This window comes from Cecembia lonarensis LW9 (assembly GCF_000298295.1).
GTDB classification, from domain to species: domain Bacteria; phylum Bacteroidota; class Bacteroidia; order Cytophagales; family Cyclobacteriaceae; genus Cecembia; species Cecembia lonarensis.
This window is the reverse complement of record NZ_AMGM01000001.1, coordinates 59,395-77,998: the sequence shown is the minus strand read 5'-3', so window position 1 is coordinate 77,998 and position 18,604 is coordinate 59,395. Positions and strand designations below refer to the sequence as shown.

Sequence of the window (18,604 nt, the reverse complement as noted above, 5' to 3'; positions counted from 1 at the left end):
AGGATGTGAAATTACCCTTTTTTAATTATTATCCAATTCTTTTAGCTCCTCTTCGAAGGAACCTGATAGGATAGGGAAACGGTACCAGGTTTTTGGATCAACATTGAATTCATCAAGGTGAAAGGAGGGAGCCAATCTTTCTCTTTTCCATTGATTTCTGGACCAAAGCCTGAAAAACTTTTTTATGTAATTTTTTAAAGTCTGCGGCGCCAGGTCCCATTCGTCTTTAAGGTTTAAATATATATCAATGGGAGACCTTCTGTCCCGGATAGCTAACCTTTCGATTTCTACAATCAATGAATAAGGCATCAAATCAGATTCATCGGTTTGCATGTTCTCCTGTGGTCTAAGTTCTGCGGTGGGCTGAAGACTATTTACCCATGCAAGTCCAGGATACCCCAAATGGGTTTCAGCCCACTTTAACCATTGAATGATAAAATGCTTGTCCACTGCCGCGATTGGAGAAATGCTTCCACTGGTATCACCATCCATAGTGGTGTAACCCACATCTCCCTCGCTTCTGTTTGAAGTACTCAAAAGAAGGGCATTTTTGATATTGGCCAACATCCAGATGATTGGGGACCTTGCCCTGGCTTGAATATTTTGTAAAGCAAGGTCATCCTGTTCCCAGGTTAATTTCCTGCCAATTGCCTGCTCAATTTTTGATGTATAGCTCTTTACCTCCTCAGAAATTTCCCAATGTAAAAATTCGGCACCAATGCTATCCGCTAAGTTCTTTGCACTTTCGAAAGTCGCATCGGAAGAATTTTCAGAGGCTTGATAGGCGGTAGTAAATATTTTTCTTACAATTTCCTTTTCAGGGTGATCGGAACTAGTGTGAAAGTCTATTTGTAGTTTTTCCAAAAACTTGTCCAATCCCAGTTCATTGATACCTCTTTTGACCATTTCCGAAACCAATATGGCAATGGTGGAGGAATCTGCTCCGCCGCTTAATGAAAGCACAAAGCCCTTACTTTTACTTTTCCTGAGGTAATCAAATAAGCCTAAGGCTGCTGCTTGTACAAACTCTTCGTTTTTATCTACTGTACTGGTAATGGGAGGATAATCAGTTTTTTCTTTTTGATAATCAAAGTGTAAGACCTGATAATCCCTGAAAGAAAGTAGGGGATTTTTAATCAGGATTGCTTCATTTGCAGCCACCATGATTTCGCCATCAAAAATCATCCTGCCGGATTCATTACCCAAAAGATTGATGTAACAATAAGTCACATCAAATAAAGTAGAACTTTCCTTGATTAATTCTTCTCTTTGAAGTGTTTTGCCCATAGCAAAGTGGCTTGCACTGGGATTAAAAATTACATCAACTTTTCTTTCTTTTAATCTAAAACCAGGTCTCACGGGTCCACGCCAGGCATCTTCGCAGATTTCAAACCCGTATTTAATTCCTTTTTTCTCAAAAATCAGATCTCCGAGTGGAATATTGCTGCCAAAAAAGTCAAAGGAGATAACTTGTCCATGGCTCCAGGGGGTAAACCACCTAAATTCGTAATGTACACCATCTATGGCCATAAACTGTTTGGCTACAAATGCTTTCAGCTTTGCATCCTCAATGATAGCCATGCAATTGTAAACCTTTTCCTGTATTCTTACCGGTAATCCCACAGCTACTGTAATGTCCTCACAGAAGGGGATGACTTTTTGCAATTGGCTTAAGGCTTTTTGGGGATACCAATAACTTAAAAACAGATCCTCAGAGCCGTAGCCGGTCAAAGCAAGCTCAGGAAGACATACTATGTCAGCACCTTGATTTTTTGCCTCTTTGATACAGGCAACAATATGCTGTAAATTACCAGTCCAATCAAGAGGCGTTTGATTGACTGTAGCGCATGAAATTCTAAGGGTTGACATATTTCTTTTAAATCTTCAAAACACCAAATTCATTAAGAGTGTTCTAGATATCAAGTTTAAGTTTTTCACAGGCATTTTTGGAAGCATCTTGTTCTGCTTTCTTTTTGGTTGCCCCTTTACCGTCTGCCAAAATTTCACCATTAATGGTTATTTGTACATGAAATTCTTTGAACCGTGAATTTCCTGATACCGAAAGCATTTCGAAATCCACCTCCTTGCTTTCCTTTTGTGACCATTCTATTACTTTACTCTTAAAATTGGTTGTTGTGGTGATGATACCATCCACATCAAAATGAATGATGATTCTTTTTAGGATGAATTTTTTACAAAAATGATAGCCACGATCTAAATAGACGGCGCCCACTAAGGCTTCCAATGTGTCCCCGAAAATTGATTTATGGGCGCTGAGGTTTTTCCCCTTGAATTCTTTTTCTATTATTTTGGAGAGGCCTATTTTAATCGCTATTTGGTTTAGCGCTTCCCTGTTGACCATCCTTGAGCGGGTCTCGGTAAGAAAACCTTCATCACGGTAGGGGAATTTAATGAATAGGAATTCGGCAACTACTGCTCCAAGAATTGCATCTCCCAAGTATTCCAAACGTTCATTTGAAATTTTAAGACCGTTGATGCTTTCATTGGCTACAGATGCATGCTTTATTGCAAGTTTATACAGCTTTAAGTTAAAAGGCTTACTACCCACCATATGTTTGATGGCGGCAGCAAGCCTTTTTTCTGATTTGTTGTAAAAAACAGACTGTAACCGGAGTAATCTGGAAAGTCTCAATTTACTCACTGATTTTTTTGAAAATGACTGAGGCATTATGCCCGCCAAATCCAAAAGTATTACTTAACGCAGCATTGATTTCTCTTTTCTGAGCTTTGTTAAAAGTCAGATTCAAACCGCTATCAAATTCCTCGTCGTCTGTAAAGTGGTTTATGGTAGGAGGAACAAGACTGTTTTGAATAGCCAAAATGGAGGCTATTGCTTCAATGGCACCGGCCGCTCCAAGCAGGTGGCCTGTCATGGATTTTGTACTGCTGATATTCAGATTAAAAGCATGCTCTCCAAAAACTTTTTGGATTGCCTTTATCTCACTGATATCTCCCAAAGGAGTAGAAGTACCATGAACATTAATATAATCAATGTCCTCAGGTTTCATACCCGCATCTTCAAGGGCATTTTTCATCACATTGCCAGCGCCTTCACCATCAGGATGTGGGGCTGTCAGGTGATAAGCATCCGCAGACATCCCGCCACCAACCATTTCTGCATATATTTTGGCTCCCCGTGCCTTGGCATGTTCATAATCTTCTAAAATTAGGCAACCTGCACCTTCCCCTAAAACGAAACCGTCTCTTTCTTTATCAAAAGGTCTGGATGCAGTTTGTGGGGAATCATTTCTTTGGGATAGTGCTTTCAAAGCATTGAATCCACCAACACCCGCCTCAGTAACCGTTGCTTCTGTTCCGCCGGTAACGAAAATATCTGCTTTGCCAAGCCTGATATAATTGAAAGCATCAATGATTGCATTAGTGCCTGATGCACAAGCGGATACAGTCACGAAATTAGGTCCTTTGAAACCATATTTGATAGAAATGAATCCAGCACAGATATCGGCTATCATTTTTGGAATGAAGAAAGGGTTAAACCTTGGTGTTCCATCTCCTTTGGCAAAGTCAGTGACTTCATCTTGAAAGGATCGTAGTCCACCAATTCCCGATCCCATGATCACTCCAATTCTGTTGAGGTTGGATTTTTCCAGATCAAGCCCCGAGTCAATAATGGCCTGGTCGGCAACTATCAATCCCATTTGGGTAAAAAGATCCATTTTCCTGGCTTCTTTTCTATCGATAAATTGCTCTACATTCAGCCCTTTGACTTCGCAGGCAAATTGGGTTTTAAATTTTGAGGCATCGAATCTAGTAATAGGCGCAGCGCCGCTCACCCCATTCGATAAACCGTTCCAGAATTCTTCGACGGTGTTTCCAATGGGTGTAAGGGCACCTAGGCCTGTTACTACAACTCTTCTTAAATTCATAAATGAATTTTAAGTGATTATTTATTTTACGTTTGCTTCCAGGTAGCTGATAGCCTGACCAACAGTGCCGATTTGCTCAGCTTGATCATCTGGAATAGAGATATTGAATTCTTTTTCGAATTCCATGATGAGCTCTACTGTATCCAGAGAGTCAGCACCAAGATCATTAGTGAAGCTAGCCTCAGGAGTAACTTCAGATTCTTCTACGCCCAACTTATCAACGATAATGGCTTTTACTTTTTGTGCAATTTCAGACATTTTTTGATCAGTTTAAATTAAAACACTCCGCAAAGAAATGTATTAAATGCCTTTTTGCCAAAAAAATGTCTCAAACAAATTTAAGATATCTAATTCCACAATTGTACTTGCAGGAATATTTCTAAATTTGTCTTTCAATAATTCTTCCTATTAATGAAGAAAACAAAATTATTCGTTGAACATCAGTATGATTTTGAACTCTTAGGTTTGGTCGCCCCAATCAAGGATTACAAGATGGCTTGGGTGATTAACCGAACCTTAGGACTTAAGCTGGTGAAAGCTAATGATTTTGAGCCTGAGTTTGTCAATCAAACCCAGTTGAAAATTTCCCAATATGTGGATCAGAAAGACCATGGATACACGCAGTTGCTAAAAAACAGGTCTTTCAAAGAAAGTAGCCAAGTACTCTACTTGGTTCCTGAATTAAGGATGATTGATTACTTTCTCCTGCTACAGGACCTAACTTTTCAATTGGATTTAAATATGTATATTGAGCGCCTAACCCAGGTAAGGTACATACAGAACATCGTAAAACTTGATGTTGCTAAACTGAAATCAAAAGAAAATCTTCTAACCTATTAATCCCAATTAATCAATGAGTATTGCACTTTACAACAAGACAAAAATTTTAGCCACCATTGGACCGGCATCCAATAACTACGATACCTTATATAGTTTGGCAAATGCTGGAGCCAATGTTTTTAGATTGAATTTTTCACATGGTGATCATGCTGGCCATGCAGAGGTTGTTAAGATGATCCGGAAAATCAATCAAGAAACAGGGTTAAATATTGGCATACTTCAGGACTTACAAGGCCCAAAAATCAGGGTAGGGGAGATGGAAAATGGAGGTGTACAGATCAGTCCAGGTCAAAAGATCACCATCACCAATGACCCTGTTGTCGGAAACGCGGAACTTGTCAGCACTGTATACAAGAATCTTCCCAATGACGTGAGGCAAGGAGATAGAATATTAATAGATGATGGAAACATAGAATTGGCCGTAAATAATACGGATGGGAAAAATGTACGTTGCGTAGTAATTCATGGGGGGGTGTTGAAATCCAGAAAAGGAATCAATTTGCCAAATACCAAAGTATCTGCGCCATCCTTAACAGAAAAGGACCTGAAAGATTTAGAGTTTGGACTAGAACAGGATGTGGATTGGATTGCCCTTTCTTTCGTAAGGTCGGCAGATGATATCAGAGACTTGAGAGATAGAATTCTCAAATCTGGAAAAGACTGTAAAATAGTTGCAAAGATTGAAAAGCCTGAAGCATTGAAAAATATTGATGAGATCATTCAGGCAACAGATGCCATCATGGTAGCCAGAGGAGACCTTGGTGTTGAAGTTCCTATGGAGACAGTACCTTTATGGCAAAAGCAGATGGTTTCCAAATGTAAGCTATCCAGCAAACCAGTCATCATTGCTACTCAAATGTTGGAGAGTATGACTTCTCATCCCCGACCGACCCGAGCTGAGACAAATGATGTTGCCACTGCTGTATTGGACGGTGCCGATGCTGTAATGCTTTCTGCTGAGACAGCTTCCGGAAATTTCCCTGTTAACTCCGTAAAAGCAATGAGCAGCATTATCAATTACATTGAAAATAATCACGATGTTTTCCATCACTTATATAAAATCCCGGAAGATGATCCTAATTTTTACAGCAAAAACCTCACTTTAATGGCTGCAAGACTCTCGAGAAATGTTAAGGCCAAAGCCCTTATTGGTATAACCAGTTCAGGGATGACGGCCCTGAGACTTGCTTCATTTAGACCATTAGCAAATTTGATTGTATTTACAAGAAACATTAAATTAATGACCCAATTGAGTTTGGTATGGGGTGTAAGATCTTATCATTATGAAAGCAATGTTTCTACTGATGCCACCTTTCTGGATATTCAAAACCAATTGAAAAAAGATGGATATGTTAAAACAGGAGATATCATCATCAATACAGCCAGTATGCCTTTGAAAGCCAAGGGTAAAACCAATATGCTCAAAATCCATCAAGTGGAGTAAATTTAAATCAAAACTATATAAAAGAAACCGGATCATTTTCCGGTTTTTTTTATACAGTTTAACCTTTGTATTCTACGGTTGGACTTAACATTTACCCATTTCGGGTAATTTTCAATATCCTTTTTATTTGATCGGTGTTATTGAAGGGTAACTAAAAACTGATCAACTATGAAAAGATTAATGACATTGCTTCTTTCTGGAGCGCTTTTTTTTGCAGTGGTAAGCTGTAATGATGACCCTCAGCCTCAAATGCCTGCACCTAATTTAGTAGATGCAGCTAATGCTGCTGGACTGACTACTTTGCTGGCGGCTGTCGATGCTGTTCCAGGTCTTGGAAGTGCATTGCTAAATGCAGATGCCATTACTGTATTTGCCCCCACTAATGAAGCTTTTAACGCTGCATTGGCTGCTTTTGGTGCTTCTAGCCTTCCTGAACTGGTAGATGCGATCGGAGGTCCGGAAAACTTGGAAGTTGTTTTAGGTTTTCACGTAGTACCTGCTGTTGCCTTATCTGGCAGCTTGAACGCCACCAACACTGTTCCGACTTTGTCCGGCCAATCTTTAACAGTTAACCGTTCCGGAAATACAGTGACAGTAATCGATGCAGTTGGTAATACTGCAACAGTAATTGCTGCTGATGTGGAGATTCAAAATGGTGTAGTGCATGTAATTGACAGGGTTTTATTACCTGAACTTGAAATGCCTGAAGTTCCTGCCCCAAACTTGGTAGAAGCAGCTACCGCCGCTAATTTGACTACTTTACTATCTGCTGTGACGGCAGTTGATGGTCTTGCTGATGCACTTTTAGCTGCCGATGCCATTACTGTTTTTGCTCCTACCAATGATGCTTTTGCCGATGCATTGGAAGCATTCAATGCTGCCAATTTAGATCAACTAGTGGCTAGAATAGGTGGTCTTGACAATCTTCAAACCGTATTAGGTTTCCATGTGGTACCTGCAGTAGCGTTCTCAGGAGACCTAGAAGCAACAAACGTATTCCCAACTTTAGGAGGACAGGATATAACCGTTACAAGAAATGGTAATGGTGTAACGGTAACAGATGCTTTGGGTAGAACTGCTAATGTGGTAGCTGCTGATGTAGAGATTGAAAATGGTGTAGTTCACGTGATTGACGGTGTTTTAGTACCTGCGCTGACCTTGCCAAATATAGTGGAAGCAGCCACCGCAGCTGATTTGACCATTTTACTTGAAGCTGTAACAGCCGCCGGCTTGGGACAAGCACTTTTAGATGCAGATGAAATCACAGTATTTGCTCCAACCAATCAAGCCTTTTTAGATCTACTTGAAGCATTGGAATTAAGTTCTCTTGAAGAATTGATTGCAACGTTAGGTGCAGAGGCAGTAACAAAAGTATTGACCTTCCATGTAGTTCCAGCCGAGGCGTTCTCCTTTGATCTTGCTGATGGAACTCAGACAGTACCTACTTTAGCTGGTGAGGAGTTGACTGTAACCCGTTCCGCTGACGGAGTAACGGTTACTGATGCTGCTGGATCTACTTACAATGTGGTAGTTGCAGATGTGGCCATTCAGAATGGTGTAGTACATGTAATCGATGGTGTGGTATTGCCAACCTTAGATTAAAATTGAATAATATTGCCCGGGAGATGGCTTTCTCCCGGGTTATTTTTTTTGGATAACCCCTAAATAATTACTCCAAAAATCATGTTCAATCACAGGCTTAAATTTCTATTTCCAGCAATATTGGGATTGTACTCTTTCCTTAACATTTTATTGTTGGACGGAGATAGATTATACCAAGCAGAACTTCCTGTGAATGTGGCTTTTATTTTAATTGTCTGTATTGTATATGCAGTATGGTTGTCAAATGCTTGGATTGAAAAGTACGTTTCAAACCTTTCTAGGAAAATCCATCCCCTAATTATTCAATTTGGTTTAAGCCTTGTTGCGGTGACAATAATCAGTTTATTATCTGTATTAGTAACTGGTTATTGGTTAGGTGGTCCATTTTCTTATTCCAGCCAAAACTTCCTATTAACAAGTGCTTTTGGTTCTCGCATTAATTTATTCTTGAATACATTAAATGCGATATATTTCTTTTTCAAAAAATTCAAAGCCAAAGAGTTGGAAGCGGAAAAGTTGAAAACGCTAAATGCAAACGCCAAATTGGCTACAATAAACAATCAAATCAACCCACATTTTTTTTTCAATAATCTAAGTGCTTTATCCAATTTAATGCATGAGGATATTGAAAAGGCAGATCTTTATTTGCTAAAATTGTCCAATATTTATCGGTATATATTAAAAAACAACACGCAGGAATTAACCACTTTGGAAGAAGAATTAAATTTTTTGAGGGATTATATTGATTTATTATCTATGCGCTTCCAAGATGCATTGATTTTCAAAAAAGAAATAAATTCAAGTTTACTGCAGCACCAAATTCCACCAGCAGTGCTTCAGCTTTTGGTAGAAAATGTAGTCAAACATAATATTTTCACAGTACAGCATCCAATGGAGGTTTCACTCATTATTGAGGGTGAAAAGTGTATTATTAAAAATGAGTTGCGTAAAAAAGAGGACAAAAGTTACTCTACCGGAGTTGGAATCCAAAACATTATTGATCGTTATAAGTTCTTAGGTAAAAAGATTGAAGTTACACAAACATCCGACTTCTTTCAGGTTGCTTTACCTTTGATAGATCCAAATGAAAATACTGGTAGTAGAAGACGAACCATTGACCTTTCAGCGAATTAAATCGCTTATTAAGGAACTTAGACCTAGTTGGGAAATTGTGATGCATGCTCAAACGATCACAGAATTGGAAGGAGTTTTTCATTCGGAGTTAAGTTTTGATCTTATTTTATGTGATATTCACCTTGCAGACGGAATCAGTTTTTCTGCTTTAAAAGGAAAAAACATTTTACAGCCTATCATTTTTATTACTGCATTTGATCAATACGCTCTTAATTCTTTCGAGCACAATTGTTTGGATTATGTACTCAAGCCCATAGATAAATCAAGGCTGGAAAGAGCTTTTGAAAAAGCAGAACGATATATTTCTAAGGAAACAGAGTCCACTTTTACCCAAGGGATCATTGACCAGATAATTCAGGAATATTCTCAAAAACAGTTTAAAAGGAGGTTCTTAGCCAAATCAGGAAGTAAATTGAGATTTGTGAATATTGAAGATGTTGCCTGCTTTTATGTTGAGAATGGTTTAACTTACATGGAAGAAACCAATTCAAATCGAAAAGCCATTGTGGATTTTTCACTCTTTGAATTGGAAAGTGGCTTACTAGACCCAAAGGTTTTTTACAGGATTAATAGATCGATGATAATCAATATAGAACATTTGATTGAAATGAAGCCATACTTAAATGGGAGATTACTTCTTAGTTTGTGTACACTAAATGATCGCCAGATCATTGTAGCAAGAGAAAGGGTAAATGAATTTAAAAGTTGGATAAATCAATAATACATGAAAAGAATTCTTTTCCTGTGGCTTTTTCTGGGATTGGTCAATTTTGCTAACGGTCAAACTGCCACACCAATTACTCAGGATTCCCTTCAAAGGTCTATCATGGTCTTGGAGAAACGGGTGTTTGAAATTGAAAATAATTTATATTCATCCCAAAAGCAACTCAAAAATGGGATCCTTATCGCGACACTTGGGTATACAGTGACCATCATTGGGGGGCAGTTGTTGGGGACACGACCTGCCTTGGGAGAAACATTGTTGTATGTAGGCGGAGGGATTGGTATTACAGGAACTGTTGTTTTGGTAAGAGGCTTTAATAAAATCAGTTTAGGTCCGCCCAAAAAAGTCTATTGACCTGGTCCTTTGGGGCTGACCATGAGGATACGTTCTTTGTCCACCATTACAGCCCCTGGTGCAGAGCCTTTCACTTTTCTGACATACTTGCTCGGGGTATAAATGACAGGAGCAAGGCTTTCATTTTTGTTTTTAGAATAATACGCCGCCAATTCAGCCGCACGCTCGATTACTGTTTTGGGAAAATTGAGACCTGACCTGTACTTTATCAAGACATGAGATCCGGATACGTCCTTTGCATGTAGCCATAGGTCCTCTTTCCATGCAAATCTTCTGAGCAATTCATCATTGGCTTTTGCTGATTTTCCAATGAGGACATCAAAACCCTCCAGTTCAAATTTTTTAAAGGGTACCTGATCTTCTTTTTCTTTTTGCTTATACCCCAGTTGATGGGTTTTAATGAATGCCTTTAGCTCTCTGAAGTTTTGGATTTCTGCTAATTCTGATAACCAGGATGTTGTTTGTGCCAACAAGCTTTCTTTTTCTCTTAAATTTTCCTCCAGTTGGTCAATTTCTCTTTTTCGGTTTTTGGATTTTCTATAAAGGTTTTCTGCGAATTTCTGCGGGCTTAAACCTCTTTTAAGTAAGAATCGCTCCTCTTTTTGTGTATAAAAATTAAAAAGAAAGACCTCTTCAGCCTCCTTGGGTATGGCATGCAAATTGGCCATAATCACATCTGCAAGTTGAGAAGGTGCCAACCCATTGTTTAATTCATTTAGTTTTGCCTGCGTTTTTTGGATGTAGGAAGCTGTCCTTTTTCGCTGCTCTTCCAAGTTTTTAAGCAGCTGCTGCTTTTCTTTTTCAAAAGCCTGGATAACTACCTTGTACCTAAATAACTCATTGCAAGCAACTATTGGTGATGAAGTATCAAAAACAAATTCTTGACTGGGCAATAAAGTGAGTTGATAATCAGGTTCCGATTTGGTGATATAATAATGAGGAGTTTGCATTAAGTCCATCAACTCCTGAATAAGCAGCCACCTTTCATCAAGATCAGCCTCAATATAGCCTTTTTCTTTTAGCCATTCTCTTGGGGTTTTCCCCAGAGTTGGAAGAAATTTTGAAGCATTGCCTTCTAGTTTTTTAAATTCCTTAAAATCGAGGATAAGCTCTCTGTCGATGGTTTGAAGGTTTAATGCTTTATCATCCCTTAATTCATTTCGGAAAATATTTGAAGGAAGGTCTGAGCTTTTTGGATAAAAAAGAACATTACTTCTTGTTCCATGAAGTTTGAAAACAAGGCAGTCTTTTGATAGAAAATTTATTCTAAAGGCCCGTTCATTATGGAATTCTCTGATTTCAGTAATGGTTTGTCCGATAATTTCAGGGAAAAGTGCTATAGTGTTTTTTTACTTCTTTTGAAGTCCTCAGGAAAAGAAATGCAGGAAATGACAGGTAGTAAATTGGCCCTTATGTAGCATGATTCATCGTTACCGGCACATCCAATAACCAATTCGTCCTTATTTTGTGAAAAACAAGTGACAACCTGCATGCCATGGAACCTATTATTTAGCTCAGGGCATAAAAAGCGAAGAAAATGTGAATTGAAATGCATCAGTATATTTCAATCTTAAGGCCATCGAAAGCGAGCCTGATATGAGGTGGTAATTGGGCTTCAATTTCGTGATGTGTGCCAAGCTTATGGCTTATATGGGTAAAATAGGCGTTTTCAGGCTGAATGATATTCACCATTTCAATGGCTTCATCTAATGTAAGGTGAGAAATATGATGGGTTTTTTGCAAAGCGTTTAAGACAAGGGTTTTGCTACCTTTGATTTTTTCAATTTCCTTCTTGTCAATGTATTTGGCATCGGTTATGTAGGTGAAATCTTTGATCCTAAAACCAAATACTGGTAGTCTGTAATGCATTACCTGAATAGGCAAAACAGGGATATTTTCTACGATGAAAGGTTTGTTACTTATTTCATTTGGAATCACGGAAGGCACTCCTGGATATTTGATTTCCTCAAAAATATAAGCAAACTCCCTTTTTATTTGACTCAGTACTTTTTGAGATCCAAATATGGGCATGTCTTTTTTTTGAGAAAAATTAAAAGGGCGGATGTCATCAAGGCCGGCAGTATGGTCTTTATGTTCATGTGTGAAAAGTACAGCATCCAGTTGGTTGATTTTCTCTCTGAGCATTTGACTTCGAAAGTCAGGGCCTGTATCGATCACAATGCTTTTCCCGTCCACTTCCATGTGCAAGGCACTACGGGTTCTCTTGTCCCTGAAATCCAGGGAACTGCAAACAGGACAGTCGCAACCTATGACTGGTACTCCCTGCGATGTTCCTGTGCCTAAAAATGTTATTTTCAAAGTTTTAATTCAGTTTGCTGAAGTTCGGTGAGTAGATCCTGTATTTTTTTGTCTTGAAAATCATTTGGGTGAAACTCCAATTCTTTAATGATATCTATAAGGGTATTGACCTTACCTTCCAATGTGTAATATTTATTGATGATGACAATTTTATTTTCTTTCAAAACACAATATCCTGACTTGAAATTTCCCTTCTCATACCTCAAAATATACTCTGAAGCTGCAAAAATGTTTTCTAGCTTATCGAGGAAATTTTTAGTGTACTTGATGGCCATGACAATACCTGTTAAGATAAATGTTTCTTGACAGTAGCTAGCAGGTGATCGTAATCCAGGGGTTTTTGAACATAGTCATTCAAGCCTGCTTTTTTGAAATCATCCATAGTATAATTTTTGTAATTACCGGTTATGGCTACTATAGGGATATTGGCCTTATTTGGATTTTCAAGTGCCCTGATAGCCGTAGTACACTCAATACCGTCCATTTCTGGCATATTGATGTCCATCAGAATCAGATCAAAATCCTCTTTTGCCAGTTTTTCTAGCACTTGTTTTCCGTTTTTGACTGCTGTGATGTGGTAATTCTCAAACATCAATACATTTTTGGTAAGGTTAATAATGACAGAACTGTCCTCGGCTACCAATACTTTTCTAACTTGGGTCATGAATTAAGAAATTCTGATGATTGACAATGTTGCTTAAATTGTTCAAATAGGGTCTTCAAATATAAATAATCTTTTAAAGTATTGTTGAAATTGTCTGTTTTTATGTCTAATTCAATTTTCTTACTGAACTCGTAAATTGAATTGGCTCCCAAGGTCCCGGAATTGCCCTTGATGATGTGAAGTTTACTGCCGATTTCATTTACTTCTCCATATTTTAGCAAGTATTCAATTTCCTCCAAAAGCTTCTCTGTTTCTTCTATAAAATCATTATAAACTAATTTAATGTTTTCTTTTGAATTAAATTTTAAAAGTTTGATCAACACAGCCTTATCCAAAACTTCTGTTTGATGCGTCGGATTTTGTTCAACATCTTTTGGAGCGTTTTCGGGAGATTTTGATATCAATTGATGTAATGATTCCAATAATTGTTTAGGCTTGATGGGCTTGGAAATAAAGTCATCAAAACCTGCTGAAAAAAAGTAAGCCTTATCATTGATTTCGGCAAAAGCCGAAACAGCGATAATGGGAGCATTGGTGAGTTTTTCTTCTTTGATTAGCCTGAGGGTATTGATACCGTCTAGTTTTGGCATTTGAATGTCTAATAAAATCAAATCATAATGATTTGATTTTATTTTTTCTATGACATCATGTCCATTTTCAGCTAAATCATAATCATATACCTGTCCGATTATATTTTGAAACACCTTTCGGTTGAGTGCATTGTCATCAGCAATCAGGATCTTTTTGTTTTTCATCAGGTTTTATTGATAATTTTGGAACAGGTTATTTCAATTAATATACAATACTTTTGAATAGTTCTGCCAAATTTCTGCTTGTAGTTGTAGGACCCACTGCGGTGGGGAAAACTTCATTATGTTTAAAATTAGCTAAAAAATTTAATACTGAAATTATTTCTGCAGATAGCAGGCAATTCTATAAAGAGACTGAAATTGGTACGGCAAAGCCTAGTATCAAAGAACGCTCAGAGGTTCCACATCATTTTATAGGACACAAATCGATTTTTGACAGTTATGATGTAAAAATATTTGAGAAAGACACTTTAAAACTGCTGGAAAAACTATTTGAGAATAAGGATTTGGTAATCCTAACAGGAGGCTCTGGACTATTTGTTGATGTGGTTTGTAATGGTATGGATGAAATACCAGGAGTTGAACCTGGTATCAGGAAAGCCTTGATTGAGTTGTACGAGCATAAAGGAATTGAGCACTTGCAATCCGAGTTACGACAGGTTGATCCAGCCTATTATCAAGAGGTTGATTTGAAAAATCCCCAAAGGTTAATGCGGGCACTTGAAGTTAGTAGAGCAACAGGAAAACCATATAGTTCATTTAGAAAAAAGCATAAACAACAAAGGCCTTTTGAGGTGATTAAAGTTGGTCTCAAAAGAGAAAGAGCTGATCTGTATCAAAGGATAGACCTAAGGATGGATCAGATGATAGAAGAAGGTCTTTTCGAAGAAGCTTATTCCTTATTTCCTTTTAGGTATTTGAATGCCTTACAAACTGTCGGTTACTCTGAAATTTTTGGTTATCTTGAAGGGAAATATGATAAGGAAGAAGCCATAAGGCTTTTGAAAAGAAATTCAAGAAGATATGCTAAAAGACAGATGACATGGTTTCGTAGGGATCAGGAAATCACATGGTTTCATCCTGAAGAAGAGCATAATGTCTTTGCCTTTATTCGGGAGCGGGTTCAAAATAAATGAAAGTTAGGGAATAGTTAAATCGGCTGGTGTCCCATGATTTTTGCCACAAAACTGTAAGGTTTCCTGGCTATAAGCTGATTATATTGTGATTTTAGTAATTTGATTTGCTGATAAGGTTTTCTTACTTTCAGATGAAAGGCTTCTTGATGGCTTTCTTCCAGCGCACTTTTTGCTGTATGAAAAATTTCTGACAATTCGTCTGTGTCTTTCATATTCATACCTGATAAATCCTTTGTCAAAGCTTTGATACCTTCCTCCATGGAGAACCGTAGTTCTTCCATCTGGGATTTTTTTGACTTTAATGAATTGTGAACAGCCAGGATAAATAAAAGAATGGCTGCTGACATGGTTAAGATTACTGGAATAAATCCCATGGTTTAAATACTTAAGATTTCAATTAGTTTTAAATGATCTTCTTTGAGTTGTTTGGGTTTGCCAATGCAGTCCTCGAAAGGTGTGTACACTACCTCTCCATTCACGACCCCTGCCATACAGTTGGATTTCCCTTCCAAAAGCCCTTCTACTGCAGCCATACCACACCTTGAGGCCAATACCCTGTCTCTGGCTGTAGGATTTCCGCCTCTTTGAATATGTCCAAGTGTTGTTACCTTAAACTCTTTTTCTGGATCGTTGACTTTTTCTTTAACTTTTTGCATGATTTCTTCAGCACCTCCCTCTTCATCACCCTCAGCCACCACTATGATAGAGGAGGTTTTGGTTTTTCGAAGATTTTTTAAGGATTTTACCACACGCTTCAGGTCTGTTTCCGTTTCCGGAATCATAACAAACTCAGCTCCTCCTCCAATGCCACATTCCAGGGCGATATAACCGGAGTCTCTGCCCATCACTTCAATGAAGAATATACGATCATGGGCAGCTGCAGTATCCCGAATTTTGTCAATAGCTTCCAGCGCAGTATTGACAGCTGTGTCAAAACCAATGGTAAAGTCTGTTCCGAAAATGTCATTGTCTATGGTGCCAGGACAGCCAATGGTTGGGATACCAAATTCCTCGAAAAAAACTTTGGCTCCCGTAAATGTGCCATCACCTCCAATAGCAACTATGCCTTCTATACCATGTTTTTGTAGCAAATCGTAGGCTTTTTTTCTACCCTCGAAAGTTCTGAATTCATCACTTCTGGCTGATTTGAGTATGGTTCCACCCCTTTGTATAATATTGCTTACAGAATGAGATTGCATTCTTTTGATATTGCCATTGATCATCCCATCATAGCCATAACTTATACCATACACTTCTATACCTTTAAAAATGGAAGTCCTGACGACTGCCCTGATGCATGCATTCATACCAGGAGAATCACCCCCTGAAGTAAAAACTGCTATTTTTTTCATGGATTAATAGGTTTAATGAGGCGTAAAAATACTCAAAAAGACATCTAAAAATAAGAAACCCGCAAAAGTTTTAAATGTTATAAATCCACGAACAGTCATAAAAATGGTATGGCCACCCACTCATCTTATACCAGAAATTTTGTGGGTGGCCACGCATAGTATTAGGTGCTAGCAGCTACTTTGTCGCCCAATAAAGCCACATTATCAACCAATACTTCTGTAATGAATTTTTTTACTCCATCTTTATCTGTATAACTTCTGTTGGTGAGTTTTCCATCAACAGCTATTTCAGAACCCTTGTCGGTATACTTTTCAATTATTTCGGCTGATTTGCCCCAAGCAATCAATAAATGCCAGGTAGTTTCTTCCACTTTTTCACCTTTTTGATTTTTGTAGTAATCGTTCGTTGCAAGGCTTAATGAGGCTTTTATTTTTCCATCATCAAACCTTTTGATTTCTGGTTTGGCACCTAATCTCCCGATCAGCGTGACTCTGTTTCTAATACTGCTCATTGAATGATTGTTTTAGGTTAAAATGATAAATACAAAATGCTGATTTAAAAATGCAGCTGTACCAAATATCATTAAACATCATTAAAACATGATGGTATTAAACGGATATAGTCGATTATATTCGGTTAATCCCTGAATTTGGGAGATTAAAAGAAATTTAGTGTCTATGTTGGAAATAAATGATTAGCTTAAAATCCAAATCAACCTTATTTGTGTCATGCGAAAAAATTATATTTTCTTACTGTTATTGTTTTGGATAATCATACCTGCAATAGGGCAGGAGAAGGCCATAGAAAAGCCTATTCCAGAACCACAGGTATTTAGTTCTACTCAGAATGTACGAATTAATGGTGTGAACCATAGTCTGAAAACAAGGGCAGGCACCATGTTGCTCAGAGATGAGAATAACGAACCTATTGCCCTACATGGGTTTACAGCCTACTTTAAGGAAGATGGTCCATCCAAAAGACCGATCATTTTTTCATTTAATGGTGGGCCGGGATCTTCTTCCTATTGGTTGCATATGGGGGTGATGGGGCCAAAACGTGTGGTGGTCAATGATCCGGGTTATACGAAGGCTGCCCCTTATGAATTGGTAAATAATGATTACTCTATTTTGGATATTGCGGATGTAGTAATGATGGACCCTATAGGTACCGGGTTAAGTGTACCTGTGGGAAAAGCAGAGGGTAAGGATTTCTGGGGTGTGGATCAGGATATAAGGGCCATCAGTCTATTTATCATGCAGTTTCTAAAAGAATACGATAGGTTGCAATCACCAAAATATCTTCTTGGAGAGAGCTATGGCACCATGCGGAATGCAGGGGTGATGAAATATCTTTTGGATAAAGGTTATGCACTTAATGGCGTGGTTATGGTTTCAGCCGTTTTCGATATCCGATCTCTTGCCTTCCCTGTTCAGGAAAGTACTTCGTACTTGGTCCATTTCCCAACATATGCCACTACGGCTTGGTACCATGATAAATTGAAGAACAAAAATCCTAACCTGGAAGCATTTGTTGATGAAGTCAGGAAATTTACCGAGGAGGAATATTTACCTGCCCTTTTCAAAGGAGGAAGGCTTAGTGATTCTGAAAAAGCGAGGGTAGCTGAAAAATTGGAGCGCTATGCAGGTGTATCAAAGGATACTTGGTTACGCTCAAACTTAAGGATTACCGCCAGAGAGTTTTTCAATGAACTTATGCGGGAAGATGGGATGACTGTAGGCAGGTTGGATTCTAGGTTTATCGGTATTAACCCAATGCCCCAGAATCAGTTTGCTATAACCGATCCCCAAAGTGATGCCATCTCCCCAGCCTATACTGCAGGATTCTTGGATTATTTCCATAGAGACCTTGGGGTAAGTAAAGATCTGACTTATAAAACCTCTGCCTATGCTTCCCCCGGGTTCCGATGGGACTGGTCACACAAAGGAAACGAAGGTTGGGGGTCCATGATATCCATCAATACGGCTATTGACATGGCAGATGCGATGAATAAAGATCCTAATGTCAAGGTATTGATCATGAATGGTTACTATGATTTGGCTACCGTTTTTTACGGGGTTGAGCATACCATAGACCAAATGAATCTTCGTCCAGAAATCAGGGATAATATTATCATGACTTATTATGAAGCCGGTCATATGATGTATACCCATATGCCTTCCTTGATAAAGTTTAAAACAGATTTGGAGGATTTTATAAAAGATACCATGAAATAAAGATGTGATTTAAAACAAAAAGGCTATTATCGAAGTAGCCTTTTTGTTTTTATAACTTTTTGGATTTCAAATTTTTATCCTAAATTGGGTAAGACTTAACTGCAGAAAAATGAAGACTTTTAAGTTAATTCCCTTGTTTTTTTTGATCCCCGTACTAACAGGTTATTCGGTTTTAATGGCAAAGACTGACACCAGAAATGAAGAACTTGAAGAAGTCTGGGAGTCTTTTATTTTATTTTGGGAAAAGTATGATAATGTACTTTGGAAAATTAAACAATTGATTTTTAATCAAGCGCCTTGAT

At 38.2% G+C, this 18,604-nt stretch carries 21 protein-coding genes; 9 read left to right on the top strand and 12 right to left on the bottom strand.

Annotated elements, in window-relative coordinates:
• Positions 1 to 21 precede the first annotated feature (21 nt).
• From nadE to B879_RS00340, 4 genes are read right to left on the bottom strand one after another with little or no spacing between them, the layout of a single operon-like run.
• A complete protein-coding gene (gene nadE / locus B879_RS00355) occupies positions 22 to 1,869 on the bottom strand; it encodes an NAD(+) synthase (protein ID WP_009183129.1) in 1,848 nt (615 codons plus the stop codon).
• A gap of 43 nt (positions 1,870 to 1,912) precedes the next feature.
• The gene (rnc, locus tag B879_RS00350) at positions 1,913 to 2,653 is read right to left on the bottom strand and encodes a ribonuclease III (RefSeq protein ID WP_040400014.1); all 741 of its coding nucleotides are present in this window, start codon (positions 2,651 to 2,653) and stop codon (positions 1,913 to 1,915) included.
• A gap of 1 nt (position 2,654) precedes the next feature.
• Positions 2,655 to 3,908 carry a beta-ketoacyl-ACP synthase II gene (fabF, locus tag B879_RS00345; protein ID WP_009183127.1) on the bottom strand — a complete coding sequence of 418 codons (1,254 nt, stop codon included), beginning with the start codon at positions 3,906 to 3,908 and terminating at the stop codon, positions 2,655 to 2,657.
• Positions 3,909 to 3,929: 21 nt separating this feature from the next.
• The gene (locus tag B879_RS00340; RefSeq protein WP_008629501.1) at positions 3,930 to 4,166 is read right to left on the bottom strand and encodes an acyl carrier protein; all 237 of its coding nucleotides are present in this window, start codon (positions 4,164 to 4,166) and stop codon (positions 3,930 to 3,932) included.
• Positions 4,167 to 4,319: 153 nt separating this feature from the next.
• On the opposite strand from B879_RS00340, the gene B879_RS00335 reads away from it, so the two are divergent.
• The 6 genes from B879_RS00335 to B879_RS00310 all read left to right on the top strand — a co-directional run bounded on the left by B879_RS00335 (position 4,320) and on the right by B879_RS00310 (position 10,006).
• Positions 4,320 to 4,748, top strand: a complete 429-nt coding sequence (locus tag B879_RS00335) for an IPExxxVDY family protein (RefSeq protein ID WP_009183126.1) — start codon at positions 4,320 to 4,322, stop codon at positions 4,746 to 4,748.
• A gap of 13 nt (positions 4,749 to 4,761) precedes the next feature.
• Positions 4,762 to 6,192, top strand: coding sequence for a pyruvate kinase (gene pyk, locus B879_RS00330; RefSeq protein WP_009183125.1), 1,431 nt, complete (start codon positions 4,762 to 4,764; stop codon positions 6,190 to 6,192).
• A gap of 168 nt (positions 6,193 to 6,360) precedes the next feature.
• Positions 6,361 to 7,794: a fasciclin domain-containing protein gene (locus B879_RS00325; protein WP_009183124.1), complete on the top strand. Its 1,434-nt coding sequence runs from the start codon at positions 6,361 to 6,363 to the stop codon at positions 7,792 to 7,794.
• A 153-nt stretch (positions 7,795 to 7,947) separates the two neighbouring features.
• The gene (locus B879_RS00320; protein WP_202949552.1) at positions 7,948 to 8,928 is read left to right on the top strand and encodes a sensor histidine kinase; all 981 of its coding nucleotides are present in this window, start codon (positions 7,948 to 7,950) and stop codon (positions 8,926 to 8,928) included.
• Entirely contained in the window at positions 8,879 to 9,649 is a 771-nt protein-coding gene (locus B879_RS00315; protein WP_009183122.1) for a LytR/AlgR family response regulator transcription factor, read from the top strand. The genes B879_RS00320 and B879_RS00315 overlap by 50 nt, the downstream gene beginning before the upstream one ends.
• 3 nt (positions 9,650 to 9,652) lie before the next feature.
• Positions 9,653 to 10,006: a hypothetical protein gene (locus B879_RS00310; RefSeq protein ID WP_009183121.1), complete on the top strand. Its 354-nt coding sequence runs from the start codon at positions 9,653 to 9,655 to the stop codon at positions 10,004 to 10,006.
• Here the strand turns inward: B879_RS00310 and B879_RS23065 are convergent.
• The 5 genes from B879_RS23065 to B879_RS00285 form a co-directional block, all read right to left on the bottom strand.
• Positions 10,000 to 10,965: an NFACT RNA binding domain-containing protein gene (locus tag B879_RS23065; RefSeq protein ID WP_009183120.1), complete on the bottom strand. Its 966-nt coding sequence runs from the start codon at positions 10,963 to 10,965 to the stop codon at positions 10,000 to 10,002. The two genes, B879_RS00310 and B879_RS23065, sit on opposite strands and share 7 nt — an antisense overlap.
• A 595-nt stretch (positions 10,966 to 11,560) precedes the next feature.
• Complete coding sequence (locus B879_RS00300) at positions 11,561 to 12,325, bottom strand: MBL fold metallo-hydrolase (RefSeq protein ID WP_009183118.1); 765 nt, start codon at positions 12,323 to 12,325, stop codon at positions 11,561 to 11,563.
• Positions 12,322 to 12,600, bottom strand: a complete 279-nt coding sequence (locus B879_RS00295; RefSeq protein ID WP_009183117.1) for a hypothetical protein — start codon at positions 12,598 to 12,600, stop codon at positions 12,322 to 12,324. Before B879_RS00295 ends, B879_RS00300 begins: the two co-directional genes overlap by 4 nt.
• An 11-nt stretch (positions 12,601 to 12,611) precedes the next feature.
• Complete coding sequence (locus tag B879_RS00290; RefSeq protein ID WP_009183116.1) at positions 12,612 to 12,989, bottom strand: response regulator; 378 nt, start codon at positions 12,987 to 12,989, stop codon at positions 12,612 to 12,614.
• Complete coding sequence (locus B879_RS00285; protein ID WP_009183115.1) at positions 12,986 to 13,744, bottom strand: Hpt domain-containing response regulator; 759 nt, start codon at positions 13,742 to 13,744, stop codon at positions 12,986 to 12,988. The genes B879_RS00290 and B879_RS00285 overlap by 4 nt, the downstream gene beginning before the upstream one ends.
• 53 nt (positions 13,745 to 13,797) lie before the next feature.
• On the opposite strand from B879_RS00285, the gene miaA reads away from it, so the two are divergent.
• Positions 13,798 to 14,715 (top strand): tRNA (adenosine(37)-N6)-dimethylallyltransferase MiaA, encoded by a 918-nt coding sequence (miaA, locus tag B879_RS00280; RefSeq protein ID WP_009183114.1) that lies wholly within the window; start codon positions 13,798 to 13,800, stop codon positions 14,713 to 14,715.
• A gap of 14 nt (positions 14,716 to 14,729) precedes the next feature.
• Here the strand turns inward: miaA and B879_RS00275 are convergent, their stop codons facing one another.
• From B879_RS00275 to B879_RS00265, 3 genes are all read right to left on the bottom strand, one after another.
• Positions 14,730 to 15,089, bottom strand: coding sequence for a hypothetical protein (locus B879_RS00275; RefSeq protein ID WP_009183113.1), 360 nt, complete (start codon positions 15,087 to 15,089; stop codon positions 14,730 to 14,732).
• A 3-nt stretch (positions 15,090 to 15,092) separates the two neighbouring features.
• A complete protein-coding gene (gene pfkA / locus B879_RS00270) occupies positions 15,093 to 16,067 on the bottom strand; it encodes a 6-phosphofructokinase (RefSeq protein ID WP_009183112.1) in 975 nt (324 codons plus the stop codon).
• Between the two features lie 161 nt (positions 16,068 to 16,228).
• Entirely contained in the window at positions 16,229 to 16,579 is a 351-nt protein-coding gene (locus B879_RS00265; protein WP_009183111.1) for a single-stranded DNA-binding protein, read from the bottom strand.
• 217 nt (positions 16,580 to 16,796) lie between these two features.
• Here B879_RS00265 and B879_RS00260 point away from each other — a divergent pair, with 217 nt between their 5' ends.
• Positions 16,797 to 18,302: a S10 family peptidase gene (locus B879_RS00260; RefSeq protein ID WP_009183110.1), complete on the top strand. Its 1,506-nt coding sequence runs from the start codon at positions 16,797 to 16,799 to the stop codon at positions 18,300 to 18,302.
• A gap of 109 nt (positions 18,303 to 18,411) precedes the next feature.
• Positions 18,412 to 18,603: a hypothetical protein gene (locus B879_RS00255; protein ID WP_009183109.1), complete on the top strand. Its 192-nt coding sequence runs from the start codon at positions 18,412 to 18,414 to the stop codon at positions 18,601 to 18,603.
• Position 18,604: the final 1 nt, after the last annotated feature.

Bases quoted from the DNA above. Each gene is read 5' to 3' on its own strand.
- nadE (WP_009183129.1), bottom strand. From the start codon at position 1,869: ATGTCAACCCTTAGAATTTCATGCGCTACAGTCAATCAAACGCCTCTT.
- fabF (WP_009183127.1), bottom strand. From the start codon at position 3,908: ATGAATTTAAGAAGAGTTGTAGTAACAGGCCTAGGTGCCCTTACACCC.
- B879_RS00340 (WP_008629501.1), bottom strand. From the start codon at position 4,166: ATGTCTGAAATTGCACAAAAAGTAAAAGCCATTATCGTTGATAAGTTG.
- B879_RS00335 (WP_009183126.1), top strand. From the start codon at position 4,320: ATGAAGAAAACAAAATTATTCGTTGAACATCAGTATGATTTTGAACTC.
- pyk (WP_009183125.1), top strand. From the start codon at position 4,762: ATGAGTATTGCACTTTACAACAAGACAAAAATTTTAGCCACCATTGGA.
- B879_RS00325 (WP_009183124.1), top strand. From the start codon at position 6,361: ATGAAAAGATTAATGACATTGCTTCTTTCTGGAGCGCTTTTTTTTGCA.
- B879_RS00315 (WP_009183122.1), top strand. From the start codon at position 8,879: ATGAAAATACTGGTAGTAGAAGACGAACCATTGACCTTTCAGCGAATT.
- B879_RS00310 (WP_009183121.1), top strand. From the start codon at position 9,653: ATGAAAAGAATTCTTTTCCTGTGGCTTTTTCTGGGATTGGTCAATTTT.
- B879_RS23065 (WP_009183120.1), bottom strand. From the start codon at position 10,965: ATGGACTTAATGCAAACTCCTCATTATTATATCACCAAATCGGAACCT.
- B879_RS00295 (WP_009183117.1), bottom strand. From the start codon at position 12,600: ATGGCCATCAAGTACACTAAAAATTTCCTCGATAAGCTAGAAAACATT.
- B879_RS00290 (WP_009183116.1), bottom strand. From the start codon at position 12,989: ATGACCCAAGTTAGAAAAGTATTGGTAGCCGAGGACAGTTCTGTCATT.
- B879_RS00285 (WP_009183115.1), bottom strand. From the start codon at position 13,744: ATGAAAAACAAAAAGATCCTGATTGCTGATGACAATGCACTCAACCGA.
- B879_RS00275 (WP_009183113.1), bottom strand. From the start codon at position 15,089: ATGGGATTTATTCCAGTAATCTTAACCATGTCAGCAGCCATTCTTTTA.
- pfkA (WP_009183112.1), bottom strand. From the start codon at position 16,067: ATGAAAAAAATAGCAGTTTTTACTTCAGGGGGTGATTCTCCTGGTATG.
- B879_RS00265 (WP_009183111.1), bottom strand. From the start codon at position 16,579: ATGAGCAGTATTAGAAACAGAGTCACGCTGATCGGGAGATTAGGTGCC.
- B879_RS00260 (WP_009183110.1), top strand. From the start codon at position 16,797: ATGCGAAAAAATTATATTTTCTTACTGTTATTGTTTTGGATAATCATA.
- B879_RS00255 (WP_009183109.1), top strand. From the start codon at position 18,412: ATGAAGACTTTTAAGTTAATTCCCTTGTTTTTTTTGATCCCCGTACTA.